Source organism: Alishewanella sp. HL-SH05, from assembly GCF_052655985.1.
The window spans coordinates 2923940-2942747 of record NZ_CP199753.1; the positions used below are offsets into that span (position 1 = coordinate 2923940).

Annotated in this window: 20 protein-coding genes and 1 tRNA gene; 5 read left to right on the forward strand and 16 right to left on the reverse strand. The window is 44.5% G+C overall.

What is annotated here, in order from left to right; all coding sequences use genetic code 11:
* Positions 1 to 47: 47 nt before the first annotated feature.
* The 15 genes from ACUJFL_RS13400 to ACUJFL_RS13470 form a co-directional block, all read right to left on the reverse strand.
* Positions 48 to 878: a flagellin N-terminal helical domain-containing protein gene (locus tag ACUJFL_RS13400; RefSeq protein ID WP_226751805.1), complete on the reverse strand. Its 831-nt coding sequence runs from the start codon at positions 876 to 878 to the stop codon at positions 48 to 50.
* 283 nt (positions 879 to 1161) lie between these two features.
* Positions 1162 to 2001 carry a flagellin N-terminal helical domain-containing protein gene (locus ACUJFL_RS13405; protein ID WP_226751804.1) on the reverse strand — a complete coding sequence of 280 codons (840 nt, stop codon included), beginning with the start codon at positions 1999 to 2001 and terminating at the stop codon, positions 1162 to 1164.
* Positions 2002 to 2174: 173 nt separating this feature from the next.
* A complete protein-coding gene (gene flgL, locus ACUJFL_RS13410) occupies positions 2175 to 3395 on the reverse strand; it encodes a flagellar hook-associated protein FlgL (protein ID WP_255654629.1) in 1221 nt (406 codons plus the stop codon).
* 3 nt (positions 3396 to 3398) lie between these two features.
* Positions 3399 to 5462: a flagellar hook-associated protein FlgK gene (gene flgK, locus ACUJFL_RS13415; RefSeq protein ID WP_445427764.1), complete on the reverse strand. Its 2064-nt coding sequence runs from the start codon at positions 5460 to 5462 to the stop codon at positions 3399 to 3401.
* A gap of 33 nt (positions 5463 to 5495) precedes the next feature.
* Entirely contained in the window at positions 5496 to 6641 is a 1146-nt protein-coding gene (gene flgJ / locus ACUJFL_RS13420; protein WP_445427765.1) for a flagellar assembly peptidoglycan hydrolase FlgJ, read from the reverse strand.
* Positions 6642 to 7736 (reverse strand): flagellar basal body P-ring protein FlgI, encoded by a 1095-nt coding sequence (locus ACUJFL_RS13425; protein WP_371930729.1) that lies wholly within the window; start codon positions 7734 to 7736, stop codon positions 6642 to 6644.
* A gap of 9 nt (positions 7737 to 7745) precedes the next feature.
* A complete protein-coding gene (flgH, locus tag ACUJFL_RS13430; protein WP_226751801.1) occupies positions 7746 to 8417 on the reverse strand; it encodes a flagellar basal body L-ring protein FlgH in 672 nt (223 codons plus the stop codon).
* 14 nt (positions 8418 to 8431) lie between these two features.
* Positions 8432 to 9220 (reverse strand): flagellar basal-body rod protein FlgG, encoded by a 789-nt coding sequence (gene flgG, locus ACUJFL_RS13435; protein WP_226751800.1) that lies wholly within the window; start codon positions 9218 to 9220, stop codon positions 8432 to 8434.
* An 84-nt stretch (positions 9221 to 9304) separates the two neighbouring features.
* Positions 9305 to 10051: a flagellar basal body rod protein FlgF gene (locus ACUJFL_RS13440; RefSeq protein ID WP_226751799.1), complete on the reverse strand. Its 747-nt coding sequence runs from the start codon at positions 10049 to 10051 to the stop codon at positions 9305 to 9307.
* A 151-nt stretch (positions 10052 to 10202) separates the two neighbouring features.
* The gene (gene flgE / locus ACUJFL_RS13445; RefSeq protein WP_226751798.1) at positions 10203 to 11495 is read right to left on the reverse strand and encodes a flagellar hook protein FlgE; all 1293 of its coding nucleotides are present in this window, start codon (positions 11493 to 11495) and stop codon (positions 10203 to 10205) included.
* Between the two features lie 26 nt (positions 11496 to 11521).
* Complete coding sequence (locus ACUJFL_RS13450) at positions 11522 to 12205, reverse strand: flagellar hook assembly protein FlgD (RefSeq protein WP_226751797.1); 684 nt, start codon at positions 12203 to 12205, stop codon at positions 11522 to 11524.
* A 10-nt stretch (positions 12206 to 12215) separates the two neighbouring features.
* Entirely contained in the window at positions 12216 to 12635 is a 420-nt protein-coding gene (gene flgC, locus ACUJFL_RS13455) for a flagellar basal body rod protein FlgC (protein WP_445427766.1), read from the reverse strand.
* A 2-nt stretch (positions 12636 to 12637) separates the two neighbouring features.
* Entirely contained in the window at positions 12638 to 13039 is a 402-nt protein-coding gene (flgB, locus tag ACUJFL_RS13460; RefSeq protein ID WP_226751795.1) for a flagellar basal body rod protein FlgB, read from the reverse strand.
* Between the two features lie 63 nt (positions 13040 to 13102).
* Complete coding sequence (locus tag ACUJFL_RS13465) at positions 13103 to 13936, reverse strand: CheR family methyltransferase (protein WP_226751794.1); 834 nt, start codon at positions 13934 to 13936, stop codon at positions 13103 to 13105.
* A 16-nt stretch (positions 13937 to 13952) separates the two neighbouring features.
* Positions 13953 to 14882, reverse strand: a complete 930-nt coding sequence (locus ACUJFL_RS13470) for a chemotaxis protein (protein WP_226751793.1) — start codon at positions 14880 to 14882, stop codon at positions 13953 to 13955.
* Between the two features lie 126 nt (positions 14883 to 15008).
* Between ACUJFL_RS13470 and flgA the strand changes: the two genes are divergently transcribed.
* From flgA to flgN, 3 genes are all read left to right on the forward strand, one after another.
* Complete coding sequence (flgA, locus tag ACUJFL_RS13475) at positions 15009 to 15734, forward strand: flagellar basal body P-ring formation chaperone FlgA (protein WP_445427767.1); 726 nt, start codon at positions 15009 to 15011, stop codon at positions 15732 to 15734.
* Between the two features lie 78 nt (positions 15735 to 15812).
* The gene (flgM, locus tag ACUJFL_RS13480; protein WP_226751791.1) at positions 15813 to 16130 is read left to right on the forward strand and encodes a flagellar biosynthesis anti-sigma factor FlgM; all 318 of its coding nucleotides are present in this window, start codon (positions 15813 to 15815) and stop codon (positions 16128 to 16130) included.
* Positions 16130 to 16564 carry a flagellar export chaperone FlgN gene (gene flgN, locus ACUJFL_RS13485; protein ID WP_226751790.1) on the forward strand — a complete coding sequence of 145 codons (435 nt, stop codon included), beginning with the start codon at positions 16130 to 16132 and terminating at the stop codon, positions 16562 to 16564. Before flgM ends, flgN begins: the two co-directional genes overlap by 1 nt.
* Before the next feature lie 48 nt (positions 16565 to 16612).
* On the opposite strand, the gene ACUJFL_RS13490 is transcribed toward flgN, so the two are convergent.
* Positions 16613 to 17074, reverse strand: coding sequence for an LPP20 family lipoprotein (locus tag ACUJFL_RS13490; RefSeq protein ID WP_226751789.1), 462 nt, complete (start codon positions 17072 to 17074; stop codon positions 16613 to 16615).
* Between the two features lie 222 nt (positions 17075 to 17296).
* On the opposite strand from ACUJFL_RS13490, the gene ACUJFL_RS13495 reads away from it, so the two are divergent.
* Together ACUJFL_RS13495 and ACUJFL_RS13500 are read left to right on the forward strand one after the other, a co-directional pair.
* Positions 17297 to 18433, forward strand: coding sequence for a flagellar assembly protein T N-terminal domain-containing protein (locus ACUJFL_RS13495; protein WP_445427768.1), 1137 nt, complete (start codon positions 17297 to 17299; stop codon positions 18431 to 18433).
* A gap of 100 nt (positions 18434 to 18533) precedes the next feature.
* Positions 18534 to 18608: transfer RNA gene (locus ACUJFL_RS13500), tRNA-Arg, on the forward strand.
* Positions 18609 to 18808 lie beyond the last annotated feature (200 nt).

Below are 18808 nucleotides of genomic sequence, written 5' to 3' on the forward strand. Positions count from 1 at the left end.
AAGGCTAGATGAAGGCGCTTGCCTTCATCTGAGCACTTAAGACGTTATTATCCTAATAACGACAACGCGGCTTGCGGACGCTGATTCGCCTGAGCAAGCACGGTTTGGCTTGTTTGCTGCAGAATCTGAGCTCGAGTCAATTCCGCTGTTTCTTTGGCGAAATCGGTATCACGGATCCGTGCACGCGCACCTGACACGTTTTCAGAAACGTTAGTTAAGTTACGAATTGTTGCTTGGAAACGGTTTTGAACCGCACCCAAATCCGCACGTTTTCCGTCAACCGACGCTATCGCTTTATCGATTGCAATGATCGCGCTACCTGCGTTCGCAGACGTAGCAACTGTTGTACCCGCTATAGATAACCCTGCAGCACCCCAACCACCTGTCCGGTTTAAACTTACCGAAATGTATTCATTAGTAGTGCCTTTAGCACCAACTAAAAAGTTAAACGAACCGCCGCCGCTCAACAAAATACGGTCACCAAAACGTGTAGTACTGGCAATACGGCTGATTTCTACTTTTAGTGCTGACACTTCTTTTTGCAGTGCAGCTCTATCGGCAGTGGCATTAATACCATTTTGAGATTGAACAGCCAGTGTACGCATCCGTTGCAATGAAGTAGTAATCTCTTCCATCGCACCTTCAGCAACTTGCGCTAAAGAGATACCATCGTTGGCATTTCGAGCACCTTGATCCAAACCATTAATCTGGCTGGTCAATCGGTTAGAAATCTGCAAACCAGCCGCATCATCAGACGCACTGTTAATCCGGAAACCAGAAGATAAACGCTTAAACGCGGTATCCAAGGCGCCGCCTGAGTTCATCAACTGACGCTGAGCATTCAGCGATGAGGTGTTAGTATTGACAAATAAAGCCATGAGTCACTCCTTAGTCATCGGCATATATCGCCTTTGACTGTAGTTTAAAGTACGGATAATCCGTTTAGCTGAGCCAAGCTGCAACTTGGCTTAACTTTGTATCGGCGGGCTTTAAATTTACTTTAGGTTTTTTTTAAATTATTTATAAGAATAATACTGCGGCGTTTAGGAAGGATAAAGCCGCCATATGGCGGCTTTATAATAAGCGAGTCACTCCACTGAAGCTTTTCCGGCAAGAAGCAAGATTACTGCAATAATCTCGATGCTTCAGCGCGTTACGCTATTAACCTTGTAATAAACTAAGTGCACCCTGTGGACGTTGGTTTGCTTGAGCTAAAACCGTTTGGCTAGTTTGTTGTAAAATCTGTGCCCGCGTCAGCTCAGCGGTCTCTTTGGCAAAATCGGTGTCACGGATCCGAGCACGAGCACCAGATACATTTTCAGAAACGTTCGTTAAGTTACGAATCGTTGCTTGAAACCGGTTTTGCACAGCACCTAAGTCAGCGCGTTTGCCATCCACAGCCGCTATTGCTAAATCTACAGCAGCAATTGCCGATCCCGCATTAGCTGATGTAGCCACCGTGGCGGTATTAACACCTAAACCAACTGAACCCCAACCACTCGTTCTAGACAAACTTACAGAAATATATTCGTTTGTGGTTCCTTTAGCGCCAACTAAAAAGTTGAATGCTTTATTACCTGTACCATCTAGTAGTAATTGATCACCGAACCGAGTTGTGGCAGCAATCCGACTAATTTCAACTTTCAATGCTGAAATTTCTTTTTGTAAAGCACCGCGGTCAGCTGTTGCATTGATACCGTTTTGCGATTGAATCGCTAAAGTTCTAATGCGTTGCAGTGAATTTGTAATTTCATCCATTGCGCCTTCAGCAACCTGGGCTAATGAGATACCATCATTAGCATTTCGTGATGCTTGATCCAAGCCATTAATCTGACTAGTTAAACGGTTAGAAATCTGTAAGCCAGCCGCATCATCCGCTGCGCTGTTAATCCGGAAACCTGAAGACAAACGTTTAAATGCAGTATCTAAAGCGTTGCCTGAAGATTGCATCTGACGCTGTGCGTTCAGTGATGAAGTATTGGTGTTTACGAATAAAGCCATGATGTATTCCTCGCTTTTTAACTGTTTAAGGCAATTTGAACTGCGTATTGCCTGTTTCTTGCCGTGTTAAATATGTATCGGCGCAGTGCGAGGAAACTTTAGAATTTTTTTGAGGATTTTAAATCAATATTAATCAGTGACTTAAGAGCAGGCGTTGCTGCCTACTCTGGTTTTTAGCGAATATAATCAAATAACGTTGTGGCATTAACTTTAGAAAAAGTCTGTGATGCCGCTTGTAACGCCACTTCTTGACGTTTAATTTCAGTAAGCGCTGCGGCAAGATCCACTTCGGAGATATCTGCCTTATACTGCTGGTTATTAATTAATAAATCCTCGTTGGTATTAAACACACTGTCGACCACATTTAATCGGCCACCTAGATTAGCTAAAACACTATCAACGTTATTCGCGGTAACCGTGGTTTGCTGCAGAATGTCAGCGAGTCCAGTATTGAGTTCTGCATCAGTTGCTATTGGATTACTTAAAATCTCTATATACTTTTGTAGTGTATTTAGAATATTAGTTTGTTGAGGACTAGAAAGTTCAAAATCTACTTGGGCTGGTAGCGTTGTTGCCGTATCAAATGTAAATTTCGCACCATTAAATACAATAGCTGAACCTGGGGTATATGCACCAGTAACAGCCGGGCTTAATGGGCTGCCATTACGTAAAAATTGATAGTTACCCGTGGCATCAATATCCAGCTGATACTGATTGTTTGCTGCGGTAAGATTATCAAAATTACTTAAATAAAAACTATCAAACGCAGTTTGATCTACAACATCTATAGATGCTCCAGTTGGGGCACTAGTGACTTGTGGTTTAAAACGTTCAAATACGCTATCAAATATAGCTTTACCACTATCATTACTTGGCAAGGTGATTGACTGTGAAACTTGCAAATTACGCGTACCATCATCTCCCTTGAATTGATATTTACCATCAGACGTGAATTCATAAGCAGCCGTCTTATCTTGATAGCCAGCAAAAATAAAACTGCCCTCTGAACTACGCGTGTTCATTAAATCAAATAACTCGGTTTGAATATTTTTTAATTCAAACGCGATGGCTTTACGTTGTTCAATTGTGTAGGTTCCATTACCACTGGCTTGCGCCAGCGTAGAAACACGATCGTAAGATTCTCTCATGCTGGTAAGCACCGTTTCTTGCAGTGCTAAGTTGTTTTTCAACAAAATACTGTTGGTTTGAAATTGTTCAATCTGCGCTTTACTTTGATCCAGGCTTAACACCTTAGCCGCGCCTGCTGGGTCGTCGGCGGGAGACAGAATACGTGTTTGTTTGCTCAACTGCGTTTCTGCTTTTGACATACGTTGCTGTGCGTTAAGAATGCCATTCAAGCTTTGTGTAAACTGCATATTAAAAGTTAAACGCATGACTTACCTCACTGACTGTAACAGAGTGTCAAAAATTTCTTGCGAAGTGGCTATAATTTTAGCTGCTGCCGCATAACTTTGCTGAAAACGAATTAAATCGGCTGCTTCTTCATCTAAATTTACACCGGATAATGACTCATACCAAAGGGTTGTTTGCTCTAAAATAGCAATATTGGCTTCATCGGCGGTGCGCGCTTGACGAGTGCGCTCACCTATATTACCCACCATAATCCCATAACTTTGGTTAAAACTGTACAAATTCACCGCACTACTCTGTTCATCCGGGCTGCGCCGCACCAAAGATTCATTTTGTAAAGCTGACATGGCTAAACCATTACGGTTATCATTGTAGCCGTTGGTATTAAAATCTAAAGTAAAGATATCACCGGGTTTGGGAATGCCCGTAAGACTAAAGTCAAACCCTAGTTGCTCTTTTAGATTTGGTACTGAAGTACTGTTCTCAAACATATTGTTGAAATTATTTGTAGTAAACCGGCTTTCACCAATAACGCCTGTATTATCTGCAATCTCAAATATATGCTCACCAGCAACACTATTAAACCCTTGATACGTTACAGTATAAGGCCCATCCCGAAGGCCATTGCTCAAAAAAGCAGAGTCTGCTGGATTGGTATTGAAAACCGTCACGCCTTCAACTCGACCATTTCCTAAGTTACTGATAAGGTACTCGCCACGTATTGGTCCAGAAAGTGCTACATCTTCTGCCCTTGATGTTGCCATTTGGAGTTCACGCGCCGCAGAACTTAATGGTTTTAAGATAAATTCATCACCTGCAACACCACTAATAGTTAACTTTAAACCAAATAAATCACCATTAGCATCATCTGCGGTAAAGGGGGTTACTGAGGGAAAACCCGTAGCACTGGTTAAAGTTTTCACTTTCGTTAGATCAGGTTGGCCATTGCTGTCTAGATAAGGCTGTCCCATCTCATCTAACGCCGTTACAGTCGCGGTAGTAGCGTCAACTATCTTCACAAGGAAATTATTCGGGGGCAGTTGGTTGGCTTTGCCGGGTTCAATTTCTACAATAACACTACTGTTAGCGCTATTGCTTTTAAACGCTAAACCTTTTGAGCTTGGTAAAGTAAATAAATTCTGGCCAATTGTGCCGTTAAGAGTTAAACCCAATTTATTCTGCTGGTTCATACTGTCGGCCAGTGTTAACCCTAATTGGCCAAGTTGTTGTTGCGTTGGGTTTAAAACCTGCAACCGATAATCCGTCAATGCGCCCATTTTACCGCCAATACCTTGGGCACTCAGTGCCACTTTTGCATCAGCATTTTCACGTAAGGTGAGCAAGATTTCACGATCATTAGGATCGGGGTCACCTCGCATGGAAAGTAAATTAAACTGACCACGTTCAACCACGAGCGACTGCCCCGTACCCATAAACACCAGTTTTTCACCTGATTTAGCATCCACTGTTTGGATATCGACAAATTCGGCTAACTTTAATATGGCCGCGTCACGCTTATCGAGTAAATCTAGAGGAACCGGTCTACCGGCACTAGAACCATAATTGACAATTTCAACATTATAAGCCGCAATCTGACTCACAAAGTCATTTACGTCTTTTACATACACATCTAGTTGCTGATTTAAGAATTGTTCTTGATCTGAAAGAAGCGTGGACATATTGCTAAACTGATCAATAAGCGATTGACTGGTACCCAACACTAACTGTCGATTTGATAACTGGGTGGGGTCATTGTTAGCTGTTTGAATTTGTTGAAACAAATTGTTCATGCCCGTTGATATACTGTTGGCGGCATTAGAAAACAACGCATCAACTCGACTCGCTTCCGATAAATACTGTGAGCTATAAGCGGCACTGGTCGTGTCCCGTCGTAGTTGCTTCTGACTAAACTCACTTACTAACCTTTCAGTCGTGCCTTGACCAACACCTAAACCAAATTGCTGCGACACAAATTCCGTGCGTTGCCGCACATAGCCAGGCGTATTGATATTGGCAATATTGTTACCGGTGGTATTTAGCAAGGTGTTGCTGGATAATACCGCTGTTCTACCAATGTTAAGTAAGCTCATTTATCGCTCCACGCACCCGATCACGGGTATAGGCTATTCTTCGGCTGTTGTTTGAAAATCTTGAGCGTTATTTAATTCTGCTCTGACTTGCTCAAAGGCTGTACTTTTAAATACCGCCATAATTTTTTGGGCATAATTAGGATCGGTGGCATACCCTGCTGCTTGTAATTCACTAAAGTAGGCTGCGGGTTCAGGCGCTGCAGCCAGCGCTTGCTGATAGCGCAGGCTATTAGCAATAAAACCCGCATAATCTTGTAAGCTATGTTCGGCAGAATCATACGCCCGGAACTTGGCTTGCTCTTTTCGTGCCACACCTTGTCGGTATTCCAGCGTATCAACAACGGCGGTCTCACCTTGCCAATTACGACTGGCTTTAATACCAAATAAATTATAACTATTGTCACCACTCGCGGTTTTAATAACGCGTTTACCCCAACCTGTTTCAAGTGCGGCTTGGGCAATTAGCGCTAACGGATCTAACCCTAAAGCAGCGGCAGCTTTGCGTGCTGCGGGCAGTAAGCTACGAATAAACTCCACCGGTGAATCATTGCGAAGCGCTGACGCGCCTATTACGGTTTGTGGCTCAACATTGCTGGTATTGCTACTACTAGCAATTGCCGCGGCTTGAGCTTGTTCTTGCTTTTGTGCACGTTGTTGTTGCAGTTTGTCTAATAATGGGCTCAGTTGTGATAATTCGCGCCGCCCCGGCTGAGCCATTTCCACTTGCGCTAACTGCTGCATAGATTGGGCTTTTAATAACCCCAGTTCCGGTGCATCTTTAAACAGTTGCACTTGTGGCATATTTAACTCATCAGCACGCGTATCACCAGGTAAACGCAACGCGGAAGCTGTGTGTTTATGCTGGCTGACGGCTTGTGGGTCTAACTGCTGTACTAACAAATCTGCTAAACCCAAGGCACCTTTTTGCGCTAAATCAGATGCCATCTGGTTATCATGCATATCACGATAAAACTCTGTAGTTTGGCTATTCATTAAACCTTCTGCTTCAAACGCCTTATTCGCTTGACGCATACTTTTTAGCAGCATATTAAAAAAGATCCCTTCAAACTGCTCAGCCGCTTGGCGCAGCGCACCTTTGCTATCATCTTTTGCCGCACTGCGAATTTGCTGCAGGCTGCTTAAATCATGATAAGAATGTTGCAGTTTACCCGTATCCATTTAGATCACCACCAACTCACCATGAATGGCGCCAGCCTCTTTTAACGCTTCTAAAATGGCCATTAAATCACCTGGCGCCGCGCCAACTGCATTCACTGTGCGCACCAAATCATCAAGTGTGACACCAGGGTCAAATTTAAACATTCTGGAGTTTTCTGGGTTCACATCAATAATGCTGTTTTGTACCACGGCCGTTTCACCACCGGCTAACGCATTAGGTTGAACCACCTGTGGGTTTTCAGCGATGGTAACCGTTAAGCCACCATGAGTAACAGCAGCAGGGAACAAACGCACATCTTTACCAATGACGATGGTGCCAGTACGAGAATTGATAATAATTTTGGCAGATTGATCTGCAGGTTGAAAGGTCAAGTTTTCTAATACCGACAAGTAACTTACGCGCTGGCTAATATCGCGCGGCGCTCTAACCTGCACCGAAGAGGCATCTAATGAAAAGGCAGTTTCTGGGCCCATAAAACCATTAATTACTTCAGCCAATCTTTTTGCAGTAGTAAAGTCTGGGCGCTTTAAGTTAAACGTAATAAAATCGCCTTTAGCAAAAGGAGACTCTACTTCACGCTCTACTACAGCACCGTTTGGAATGCGGCCCACGGTGGGTGTGTTCACTAAAATACGCGAACCATCTAAACCTTCAGCACCTAAGCCACTGACAATTAAACTGCCCTGCGCTACTGCGTAAACATTGCCATCTAAGCCGGTTAAAAAGGTTTGTAATAAAGTACCGCCACGCAAACTTTTCGCGCTACCTACGGATGATACCGTAATATCAATAGTTTGCCCGGGCTTGGCAAACGCCGGTAACTCGGCATGAATGGCCACTGCTGCCACATTTTTTATTTGTGTGCGCGAACCCGCTGGTAGGTTAATCCCAAAATTAGCCAGCATGGTGCGGAAGCTTTGTTCGGTAAAAGGGCTTTGCTCGCCAGTACCGGGTAAGCCGACCACCAACCCATAACCAACCAATTGGTTACTACGCACCCCTTCAATATCGGTGACATCTTTAATACGCGCAGCCTGAACAAGATTGCTACAAACTAGCGTAGATAATAAGCCGAGCATGATCAGAAACCGCATATACTGCTCCTAGAATGGCCAGAATGGACCATTAAAAAACTGGGTTAACCAGCCTGGTGATTGCCCGCCATGATGTGCACCCGTGCCGCTGTATTCGATACGTGCATTGGCAATCTTGGTCGACTCTACCGTGTTATTCACATCGACATCTTGTGGCCGAATAACACCAGTTAAACGGATATATTCTTTACCGGTATTTAATGTCAGCCATTTTTCACCGCGGATCACTAAGTTACCGTTCGACATGACCTGTAACACATTGACCGAGATATCGCCGACTAAGCTATTGCTCTGATCGGCTTTGGCGTCGCCTTTAAAGTCTTGGCTACTGCCCGCGCCAAACTGCAACACATTACCGCCAACCGACACATTGCTTCCGGCAAAATTAATCGGGTCAAAAGCAATGTTGCTGTCTTTAGCCGTTTCCGTTTTGGCTTTTTTCGACGCTTGGGTTTTCTCACGAAGCACAACCGTAATAATGTCACCTTCATGCCGTGCTTTGTTATCGGAATACAAGCTATTAGAATGGCTTTGCATAAACAAAGAACCGTTTTTTACCACTGGCCGCGGCGCCGACTCTGGCGGCAAGGGAGCAAAATACGGATCGTTTGGCTGCGCTTCTTGCATAGAAGAACAGGCGGTTAAACTGCTGACCATCAGTATCAATAGGACATTACGCATTAGCTGTACCTGCCTTATAACTGTTGAATAACAAAACCAAGCATCTGATCCACGGTAGAAATGACTTTAGAGTTCATTTCATACACGCGTTGACTTTCAATTAAGCTAACCAACTCTTCTGTGACATTGACATTAGAGGTTTCTAGCGCGCCCTGCACAATAATCCCCAGTCCTTCTAATCCTGGAATGCCTTGCACCGGATCGCCGCTGGCTGGCGTTTGGCTGAATAAGTTTTGGCCAATCGGCTCTAAACCGGCCGGATTAATAAAGTTAGTGACGGTTAACTGACCTAATACCGCATTCTCAACCTGCCCGGCTAAACGAGCGGAGATCTCGCCATCTTGCGACACCATGATATTAGTGGCATCTGGCGGCACCACAATATTGGGCTGCACCTGATACCCGGCACCAGAGGTCACAACATTACCGTCACCATCAACCGTGAATTGGCCATTACGACTATAAGAAATAGTGCCATCAGGCATTAACACTTCAAAAAAGCCATGGCCTTGGATCATCAGATCCAAACTGTTCTCTGTAGTGATCATATTGCCTTGAGTAAAGCTTTTTTGCGTCGCAACTACCTTTGTACCGGCACCTATCATTAAACCGTTAGGTAATTCAGAATTTTGTGAAGAACGCCCGCCTGGCTGATTAATGTTTTGATACAGCAAATCTTCAAATACAGCACGGCTCTTTTTAAAGCCCACTGTACTGGCGTTCGCCAAGTTGTTAGAAATAACCGAGATATCACGCTGTTTCGCGTCTAACCCTGTTTTGCTGATCCACAATGCTGGATGCATTTATACCTCCTGGGCTTACGCCCTATTAACTAAGTGCCAAGCAAGCTGCTGCTGGCTGAAGTAACACGGTAAAAAGAAAAAGCCTTAACCTACAATTCGCAGCAATTGATTTTGCTGTTGATCCATTTGCTCAGCTTGCTTCATCATTTTCACTTGTAATTCAAACTGGCGCTGTAAGCTGATCATCGTGGTCATTTCGCCAACCGCATTGACATTACTGCCCTCATAGGCACCGCTAAGCAAATTGACATTCGCACTAGCCTCGGCATCCTGACCATCTTTACGTCGAAACAAGCCATCGTTACCTTTCACAATATCGGCATATTCCGGTTGTACTAGCTTAATTCGCCCTACTTCTTCTAGCGCATTCGCCGGGGCACCCTGCGCTCTCGCAATCACGGTGCCGTCAGCGCCGATTTCCATCTTCGCTAACGGCACAGGGAGTTGCAGCGGCCCCGCATCCCCCATCACCGGTAAACCGCTGGCAGTCATTAGCATGCCACTGGCACTAATCTGTAAATTGCCCGCTCGGGTGTAGGCTTCTTTACCCTCTTTATCTTGCACAGCAAACCAACCGTTACCTTGAATAGCAACGTCTAATTCACGTTCAGTAATAATCATCGCGCCACTGTCAAAGTTTTGACCTGGGCTCTCTGTTAACGAAAACACTCGGGTAGGCAACCCCTCACCGAAGGCCTGCATGGCACGGGCTTGTTCAAAATCGGCTTTAAAACCCACTGTGCCGGCATTTGCCAAGTTATTTGCTCGTACGCTGATGCCATTCATGTTCTCTTTGGCACCGCTCATGGCGATATATAACAGACGATCCATAGTAAACCTCGCAGGGACTTGCTGTTTTTACTTAACGAAACTTTTCATCAACTTAATATATTTAAGCAATAAGAGTGCCAGCTTGATAAAACAGGATTTTTTGATTAAAAAAAAGCCACCCGTAGGTGGCTTGATTTGAATGACAAAGCGTTTACCGGATCTGTAAGATGGTTTGTTGAAGCGTACTGTTAACTTCCAACGCCCGAGAATTGGCCTGGAAGTTACGCTGCGCGCTGATTAGATCAACTAGCTCCGTTGTAAGGTTTACGTTTGACTGCTCTAACGCGGAGCTTTGAATACTACCAAAGGTACCGGTGTTAGGTTCACCAGCTAACGGCTCGCCAGACGCTAAACTGGCTTTCCAAGACGTTGCTCCCGCTTGGCTTAAGCCTTGCGGATTGGCAAAACGCACCATCGATACTTGCGATAAAAATTGTTGATCGCCGTTAGAGTAAGACGCCATAATCCTGCCGCCAACATCAATATCCAGCCCAGTTAAACGACCGACTGTAGTACCATTCTGACTTAGTGAGCCCACTTCAAAAGCTGATGCATATTGAGTTGGCTTTCGGGTACCTGCTTCATCGCGAAAACGGATACCAAAATCACCAATAAGGCCAAAATTAGCGCCATTATTTAACAAGCCATTTAAATCAAGAGGCGAAATGGTAATATCATCAAAGTCACCTGTATTTTCACCTGGTGTTCCATCTGACTTAAAAACTAATTGTGAGGTAGCCGAGGGAACAAGAGTTCCATTGAATGTGGTATACACATCCCAGGTATTATTCGCCAAAGGTGCTGTTCTTACAAAATACACACTGAGAATATGTGCCTGCCCTAAGCTATCATAAATCGTTGTTGAGGTGGTGCTGTTATAACTGGCTCGATCAGTTGGATCAAACGCTGTAATGGTTGGTGGCAATGAACGTGCGTCTAAGTTCATACTAACAAACACATCACGTGTGGCACTTGGCGCACCTGCAGTAGTGGGGATCTGAATTGGCCCAGTTGTACTTAAACTGACAGAGCTAGTTGTACCTGAATCGGAATCCACAGGGTAACCCTGCAAAAAGGCACCATTGTTGTTCACTAAAAAGTTATTTGCATCGAGCTTAAACGCACCGGACCGGGTGTAAGCATAATCTCGAGAGCCCACTTCAGAGGCAGTCACAAAAAAACCGTCTCCCGTCACCGCTAAATCTAATGAGTTATTAGTGAACAATAACGACCCTTGTTGAAACTGCTGTGCAACTGATGATGTTCTGACCCCATCACCCACTTTAGTTCTACCGGCTTGAAATACCGAAGATGCATAAACATCGGCAAATTCAGCTCGAGACTCTTTAAAACCTGTAGTATTAACGTTAGCGATGTTATTTGCTGTGGTATCTAAATCTTTTTGTGCAGCGGCGATACCGCTTAATGCTATATTAAAACTCATATGTTACCTCACCTTAAGCGGTTGTATTAACCATAAGAAACTTCTAACACATCGGCCAGTTTTACCGCTCCGATGCCTAACAAATTCAGCGTGATGCCATTACCGTTGTTGCCCATACTGACACTAGAAACGGGGGTATACACTTGCACTGGGACATTTTCTGTTTTGCCTCTGGCGCTAACTTCAACGCTGATGTTATAAAGCCCAGCCGCAACGGTTTCACCCGCTTGGTTAGTACCATCCCAAGCAAACTCATTTTTACCCAATTGCGGTTGATCAACATTAAATGTAGAAACTAACTCACCGTTAGGCTTAGTGATAATCACTTTCATATTATCAGCTGGTTGTTCAAGGTTTATTTGGCCACGCGAGAGCGACTCACCGGTGAAAACCAATTGTTCAGATTGTGTCAGCACGCTACGCCCTACTAGTGATGAGGCTTGCAAGGCTTGATTAGACGACATGCTTTGCGCCAAGCTACTAAAGTTATCATTAAGCTTGGTGATACCATCGGCCATGGTAAAGTTAGTCATCTGTGCGATCATTTGATCATTTTCTACCGGCTTGGTCGGGTCTTGATAAGCTAACTGCTGAGTTAGCAAAGCAAAAAAATCTGACTGCGTTAAAGCACCATTGTTTTTATCGGCAACTTTTTTCTCAGTATCCCAGTACATCCCTTCTAGCGCAGAATTTGTGTTAATGGTTGTCATGCGTTACTCCTTACCCCTGACCTAACCGTAAGGTGCGCATTAACATTTGTTTTGCGGCATCTGCGGTTTGTACATTGGTTTCATAGGCTCGAGATGCTGAAATCATATTCGCCATTTCTTCCATAATGTTGACATTAGGCTTGTAAACATAGCCATTTTCATCCGCCAACGGATGATTGGGCGCATATTCCACATTCGGTGGTGCGTCAGACTCGACAATTCCCAGCACTTTAACGCCAGAGCCGGCATCTTGTTGCCGCTGCGCTTGCGCAAACTCGGTGGCAAACACCGGGTGACGACCACGGTAAACCTGATCGATACTACTGCTCACGCTGTTCGAATTGGCAATGTTACTGGCTGTGGTATTCATTCTTACTGACTGGGCGGTCATGCCAGAGCCAGCAATATCAAACACTTTAAATAAGCTCATAATTACTGTCCTGTGCCTGTAAGGGCTTTTTTCAAGCCACTGATCCGACTATTCAAAAATTGTAGGCTGGTCTGGTATTCGATGGCATTTTGCATCATGGCATTACGTTCGCGGTTCATGTCCACGCTGTTACCATCACCGGTATCAGTTTGTTCTGGATTACGAAACTTCACTTCATGCCGGGTTGCAGTAGAAATGGGGAAATGCCCATCATGCGTCCGCTGCATGGAACGGCTTTGCCGAGATTGGGCGTTCACCAGCGCTTGCTGAAAATCGATGTCTTTAGCTTTATAGCCAGGAGTGTCAGCGTTAGCGACGTTTTCTGACAGCACTTGCGCACGACGATCTCGAACCAGCAACGCTTGTTCGTGCATGCCAAAGGCTTTGTCTAAACTGATTGCCATTTTTTTGCCACCTCATGTTGTAACCTTAGTTTGAGGAAGCAAAAAGCAGGCCAAGATGCAGAGTTAAGATTTCTTGCGGTAAATAATGCCCGGATTACAACGCAGCATGTCAAAGTCTTCATTCATGGTTGACAATGACTCTGAGGCCCCGAGGATTAAGTAACCTTTACTATTTAATGACTGAGCAAACTGTTTGATTATTTTCGCTTTCACTTCAGGAGAAAAGTAAATCAATACGTTGCGACAGAATATGATGTCGAATTTTCCTAGCAGGGTATAACTGTCTAGCAGGTTAAGATGCCGAAAAGTCACTCTTTTACGCACGTTATCTTTAACACGCATCATGCCATTAGAGGTATCTTCAAAAAACCGCGTGCGACGTTCAGGTGATAAACCACGCGCTAAAGCTAAGCCGTCGTACTCGGCTCTGGCGCAATGCTCCAGCATTGTATTGGATATATCAGTACCTAAAATATTCACCCCACCAGGAAAGGCATTCGGCCGACTTTGCTGAAACTCTAGCGCGGTCATTGAAATAGAATATGGCTCTTGACCCGATGAGCTAGCCGCTGACCAAATTTTGACGCTGCGGCAAGTTTTTTCCAGCTCCGGCAATAATTGATTCTTTAGTAGCTCGTACGGGTAGTTGTCACGAAACCATAAGGTTTCATTGGTGGTCATAGCGTCAATCACGGCTGAGCGTAACTGCCGTTCAAACGGACTCATGGTTTTGGCAACCAGTTCAGATAAACTGCCATGGCTAAAACGTTGCATTAAGGGGGTTAAACGGCTTTTAACCAAATATTGCTTATTGTCACCCAGCACGATGCCGCACTGTTGCTCGAGAAAATCCCGAAATTGCCGATATTCCGATTCTTGTAACTGCTTATTCTGCACGCATAACCCTTACCAATTATTCAACGTGGAGCCATTTTTGCACTGCTTGTGCTAACTCGTCGGGATTAAACTTTGCAATAAAATCCTCAGCCCCCACTTTTTGTACCATTTGCTGATTAAACACGCCACTTAACGAGGTATGTAAAATCACATGTAACTGTCGCAGTTTCACATCAGCTTTCACCGCCGCTGTTAGGGTATAGCCATCCATATCCGGCATTTCGATATCAGAGATTAGTAAACCCACTTTTTCTGTGATCGAATGTTGGCATTGTTCACTTAATTGTTGTAGGTAGGTCAGCGCTTCGCGGCCATTTTTGACCAAGTGCATTTTTACACCCAAAGGTTCTAGCGCCCGTTTCACCTGATTACGGGCCACAGTAGAATCATCAGCAATTAAAATGACTCGATCGCCTAAATCAGTTGCAATGCTTTTCGACACCGTTTCATCGTGGATCATTGTCGGTGAGGGTGAAATCTCTTCGAGAATTTTTTCAACATCCAAGATCTCAATTAATTCTTTATCCAGCTCGGTAACAGCCGTTAAATAGCTTTGCTTACCACCAGTGCCTTTTGGCGGAGGCATGATGGTTTCCCAGTTGGTATTAACTATGCGCTCAACTGAACTGACTAAAAAGCCCTGCACCGAGCGGTTATACTCAGAAATAATAATGAACGCAGTGGAAAGATCTTGAATTTCTCGCCCGCCGATAGCCAAACTTAAATCAATGACCGATATGGTTTGGCCACGAATGTGCGCAATACCACGCACAAACTTGTTGCGTTTGGGCATGCTGGTTAAACGCGGACATTGCAATACCTCACGCACTTTAAACACGTTAATACCATAACGCTGGCGTCCAGCAAGCTTAAACAGCAGCAACTCTAATCGATTCTGACCCACAAGTTGGGTGCGCTGGTTGACGGAATCTAGAATACTGGACATCTGGGTTTCCTTACTTCAGCCTTTAGGCGTGATATTTGCATGACTAGTTCAACTGTCAGAAAATCGGCGTCAATATATGATTCAGGTATGTTATAGCCCTTTGTTAATTAAGCATAGACAAACCCTATGAAAAAGTATGAAAATTTTCGTCATACCACTGCTTTAATTACGTTACTGTTCTTAAGTTTAACGCTTAGTGCATCGGCTTTTGCCGAGCAAAATACCTTAGCAAGCTATAGTCCCGAGCAATTAACGACCCTGACAGAAAATTGGTTAAACGACACCTTAGCCAGCGAACTGTCAGCAGATACTGAGGTAAGCGTGACCCCTTTGGATACTCGGATTGGTGATAAAGAATGTGCTAATGCCCTGCAATTTAGTTTACCGGCAAGCTACAATCCACGCCAAACCACCGTGCAATTAAGCTGTGACAGTCCTGTCGCTTGGCAGTTGTTTATATCAGCTAAGATCACCGAGTATCTTGATTTAGTGGTGATGCGGCAAAATATTTCTCCAGGAACGGTTATCACGGCCGATATGCTCGAAATTGAGCGCCGGGAGCGACGCTTAGTTCGGGGTAATATTGTGCAGCAACCGGCTGAGATTATTGGTAGTAAAAATAAACGCAGTCTGAGTGTTGGTCAAATTATCAACCTTCAGGATCTTTGTCTTGTATGCCGGGGTGATATTGTTACAATAGAAATTAATAACAGCGGTTTATCTGTTACTGCCACTGGCGTGGTTCAGCAAGACGGTACCCTAGGTGCTATAGTTACCGTGAGAAACCAGCAATCTGGGCGCAGTATTCAAGCAGAGGTTGTTGGGGTTAATCAAGTTCAAGTAAAATTTTAGAAAATAAACCTAAAGTTTTTTTTGTAGCGGCCGTTAACCTAAGCATAAGGACTAAAGTTTAGGTGAAGAGGTTCTATTATGGCGATTAATATTAATAACTTGCAAAATACTCCGCAGGTTAAAACAGATAAAAATGATCAACTGGTGCAGCGCCAACAAACTACTGTGCAGCAAAATGTCGGTAGTCAGGCAATGCAAAAGCAAGATTCGGTGTCTATTACACCGCAAGCTCAGCAATTTTCTAAATTGCAAGAAAAGGCCAGTAACAGTAGCGGTATTGATCAAGAGAAAGTCGATAAGATTAAACAGGCTATTGCTGAAGGCAAATACAAAATTAACGTTGAGCAGTTAGCTAAGCGTATCATGCAATTTGAGGGCGATTTATTCGACCGCTAATGAATACAGCAAAAAGCGCCACCCTCACCTGCCTGAACCAACAACAAGCGCATTTATCTGCGCTTTTGTTGTTGCTAGAACATGAACTTAAAGCGGTTACCGAACGTGATGTACCGCGTTTAAACAACATCATCGAACAAAAAAATACCTTATTGCTACAAATTGAACAAACCGATAAGGCACTTAGCCAATCTGAAGACCTGGCTGAGCAACGCAAACAATCTTGGTTTGATGAGCGTATTGCTGTTTTGGATGATTTATTGGCGCAGTGCAAACAACAAACTGCCGTTAACCAGCAGGTTTTAGAACACAGCCAGTTAACACTAGGTCGATTAAAGCATGAGATTTTATCGGCGAATGGTAAGACCGGCTTAACCTACACCAACAAAGGCAAACCGGCTGTAGATAGTAAAGGCAGTGGCGTAAAAGCCTGATCCAACCCTATTTATTAAGCAATTATCCGCGCTTAATAGGCCTAGCCATCACCACAAATAACGTACACTGCGAATACTTTGCTTCGGCTCGGTATGCTGCAAGGTTGCATATACTTCGGCAAAATCTAGCGATAGCTCGGTAATATAGGTATCTTCAACCGCATAGGTTTTCACTACCCGCGCACCGCGGATCACACCTTGCACTGACGCTTCTAACACATCGTTTTGCGCGACCATGGCACTTAAGGTGTTTTTGCTGTCAATTCTTTGACCATAAACCCGCTCAGCTAATTCTCGATAAGCTTCTAATTTGGAAGCACGCATCGCCATTAACATACGCTGGCTGTCACTCGCACCCGGTTGTGCTGATATTGGCGCAGCACCCAGCGCCGTGATCACCGGGAAAGCCAGTGGCGTTTCTTGTTGATATTCAATATGTCTATCAGCCAATTGGCCACAAGCTGCTGTTAATGTTGTAAGGATCACAACTACGCTTAAGCTCTTAATCATAATAACCCATCCTGTCACGGCAGCGGGCGCTGCCTAAGCCAACGCTTTTCTGATATCAAAACTTAAGCAAAATTCACGCCAGTCATTACAAATATCCAGTTCGGCACATTATTTGCTTGTACCTTAGTAGTAGATACGTTGTAACGCCGGTGCTTAGCTTACGCTAAACAAACAACCCGATAGGCGTTTACACCTAATCAATAAATTCAGCGATGGCAGACTATGAGAATACGCATTCTATCCACCCTCTTGTTCGGGCTTGCCGCTTTAAGCCAAAGCAGTTCGCTTTTCGCCAACTGGTATGAAGCCACCGGGCAAGCCAGTATCGAACGTGGCGATTTAGATAGCGCGCGTCGAGCAGCCATTGAAGATGCACTGCAACGCGCCACCTTATTTGCAGGGGCAAAGTTAGAAAGCCATCAACAGGTAGTGCAAGGGATCTTGCAACATCACTCGGTTACGCTTAGCACGAGCGCGGAGCTGCGACAAGTACAGCTACTGTCAGAAACGCAAAGCCAACAACAGGTGTTTATTACGCTAAAAGCCCATATCTTGCCGATGGCCAAAAGCTGTGCGGCTAATTTTCGAAACCCATTATTGGTCACCCAAGTGCATTTAGATGCGCGGCAAGACGCCATTTATGGCCAGTTGTTTGAACTAGGTGAACACAGTACACGACAGCTGTCGCGCCATTTGCGTGACTTTGGCCCAGGCTTAGCATTACAAGTACGTGACGAACCCATCGCGCAATCTCAATTAACCGCCAATGTTGCCGATCAGTTTTTTGCAGAAGGCCAACAATTTATTTTATTCGCCACCATTCAAGATTTATCACTTGGCGCTAAAACCAGCAAATTTTGGCAAAGCAGCCAACGCGAACGCTTCTTTACTTTAGAAGTGGTGTTGTTTGATACCTATGAGCGACGAGTGCGTTACCAACAAGAATACCGCACCAGCAGTTTTTGGCCAGATCAAGATAACACCACACCCAGTAGCCACAGTGTGGCATTTTGGCGCATGCCCTATGGCCAAAAGATTGATCAAGTACTCCGTACCGTGGCACAAGATATCCAAGAACAAACCCAATGCCAACCGTTGTTAGCGCAAATTCGCCAAGTAAAACAACAACACATTCAGCTTGGTTTAGGCAGTAGCCATGGTTTAAAAGTGGGTGATCAGGTTAATTTAATTCAAGTTCAGCGCGATCCGCAGCAAGCCGAACTGCGGCGTTTACTTGATAGCCCTGTGCAACTCACCATTACCGATATTACCCCAGAAGGCGCATGGGCCGCCTCGCCGAGCCAACAATTGTTAAATCATATTCAACCGGGTGATATTGTTAGCTTTCAAAGCCGATAGCCTTTATCAAGGCTGCTTACTGAGTGATGAAACAACAGCGTAAGCGGTCGCAAGGTAATATTCACTTCAAGGTCTTATTCTGCTAAACTCTGCGCCCTGTTGCCTCATAGTTAAATGGATATAACGGCCCCCTCCTAAGGGGCAATTGCAGGTTCGATTCCTGCTGGGGCAGCCAAGAGAGTGTTTATCAAGGCTCGCAAATGTTCACGAAACCCGCAAATATCAAGGCCTGCAAACCATTTTATTGTTCACGTTTGTTCATGTTAATACGCGAACATTCGGTTTTTTTGATAACACAGGTGATAACACCTCCGTTCTGTGTTATCAAGCTGTGTTATCAAAGGGGATAAAATCGCAATAAAACAAAGTCTTTGA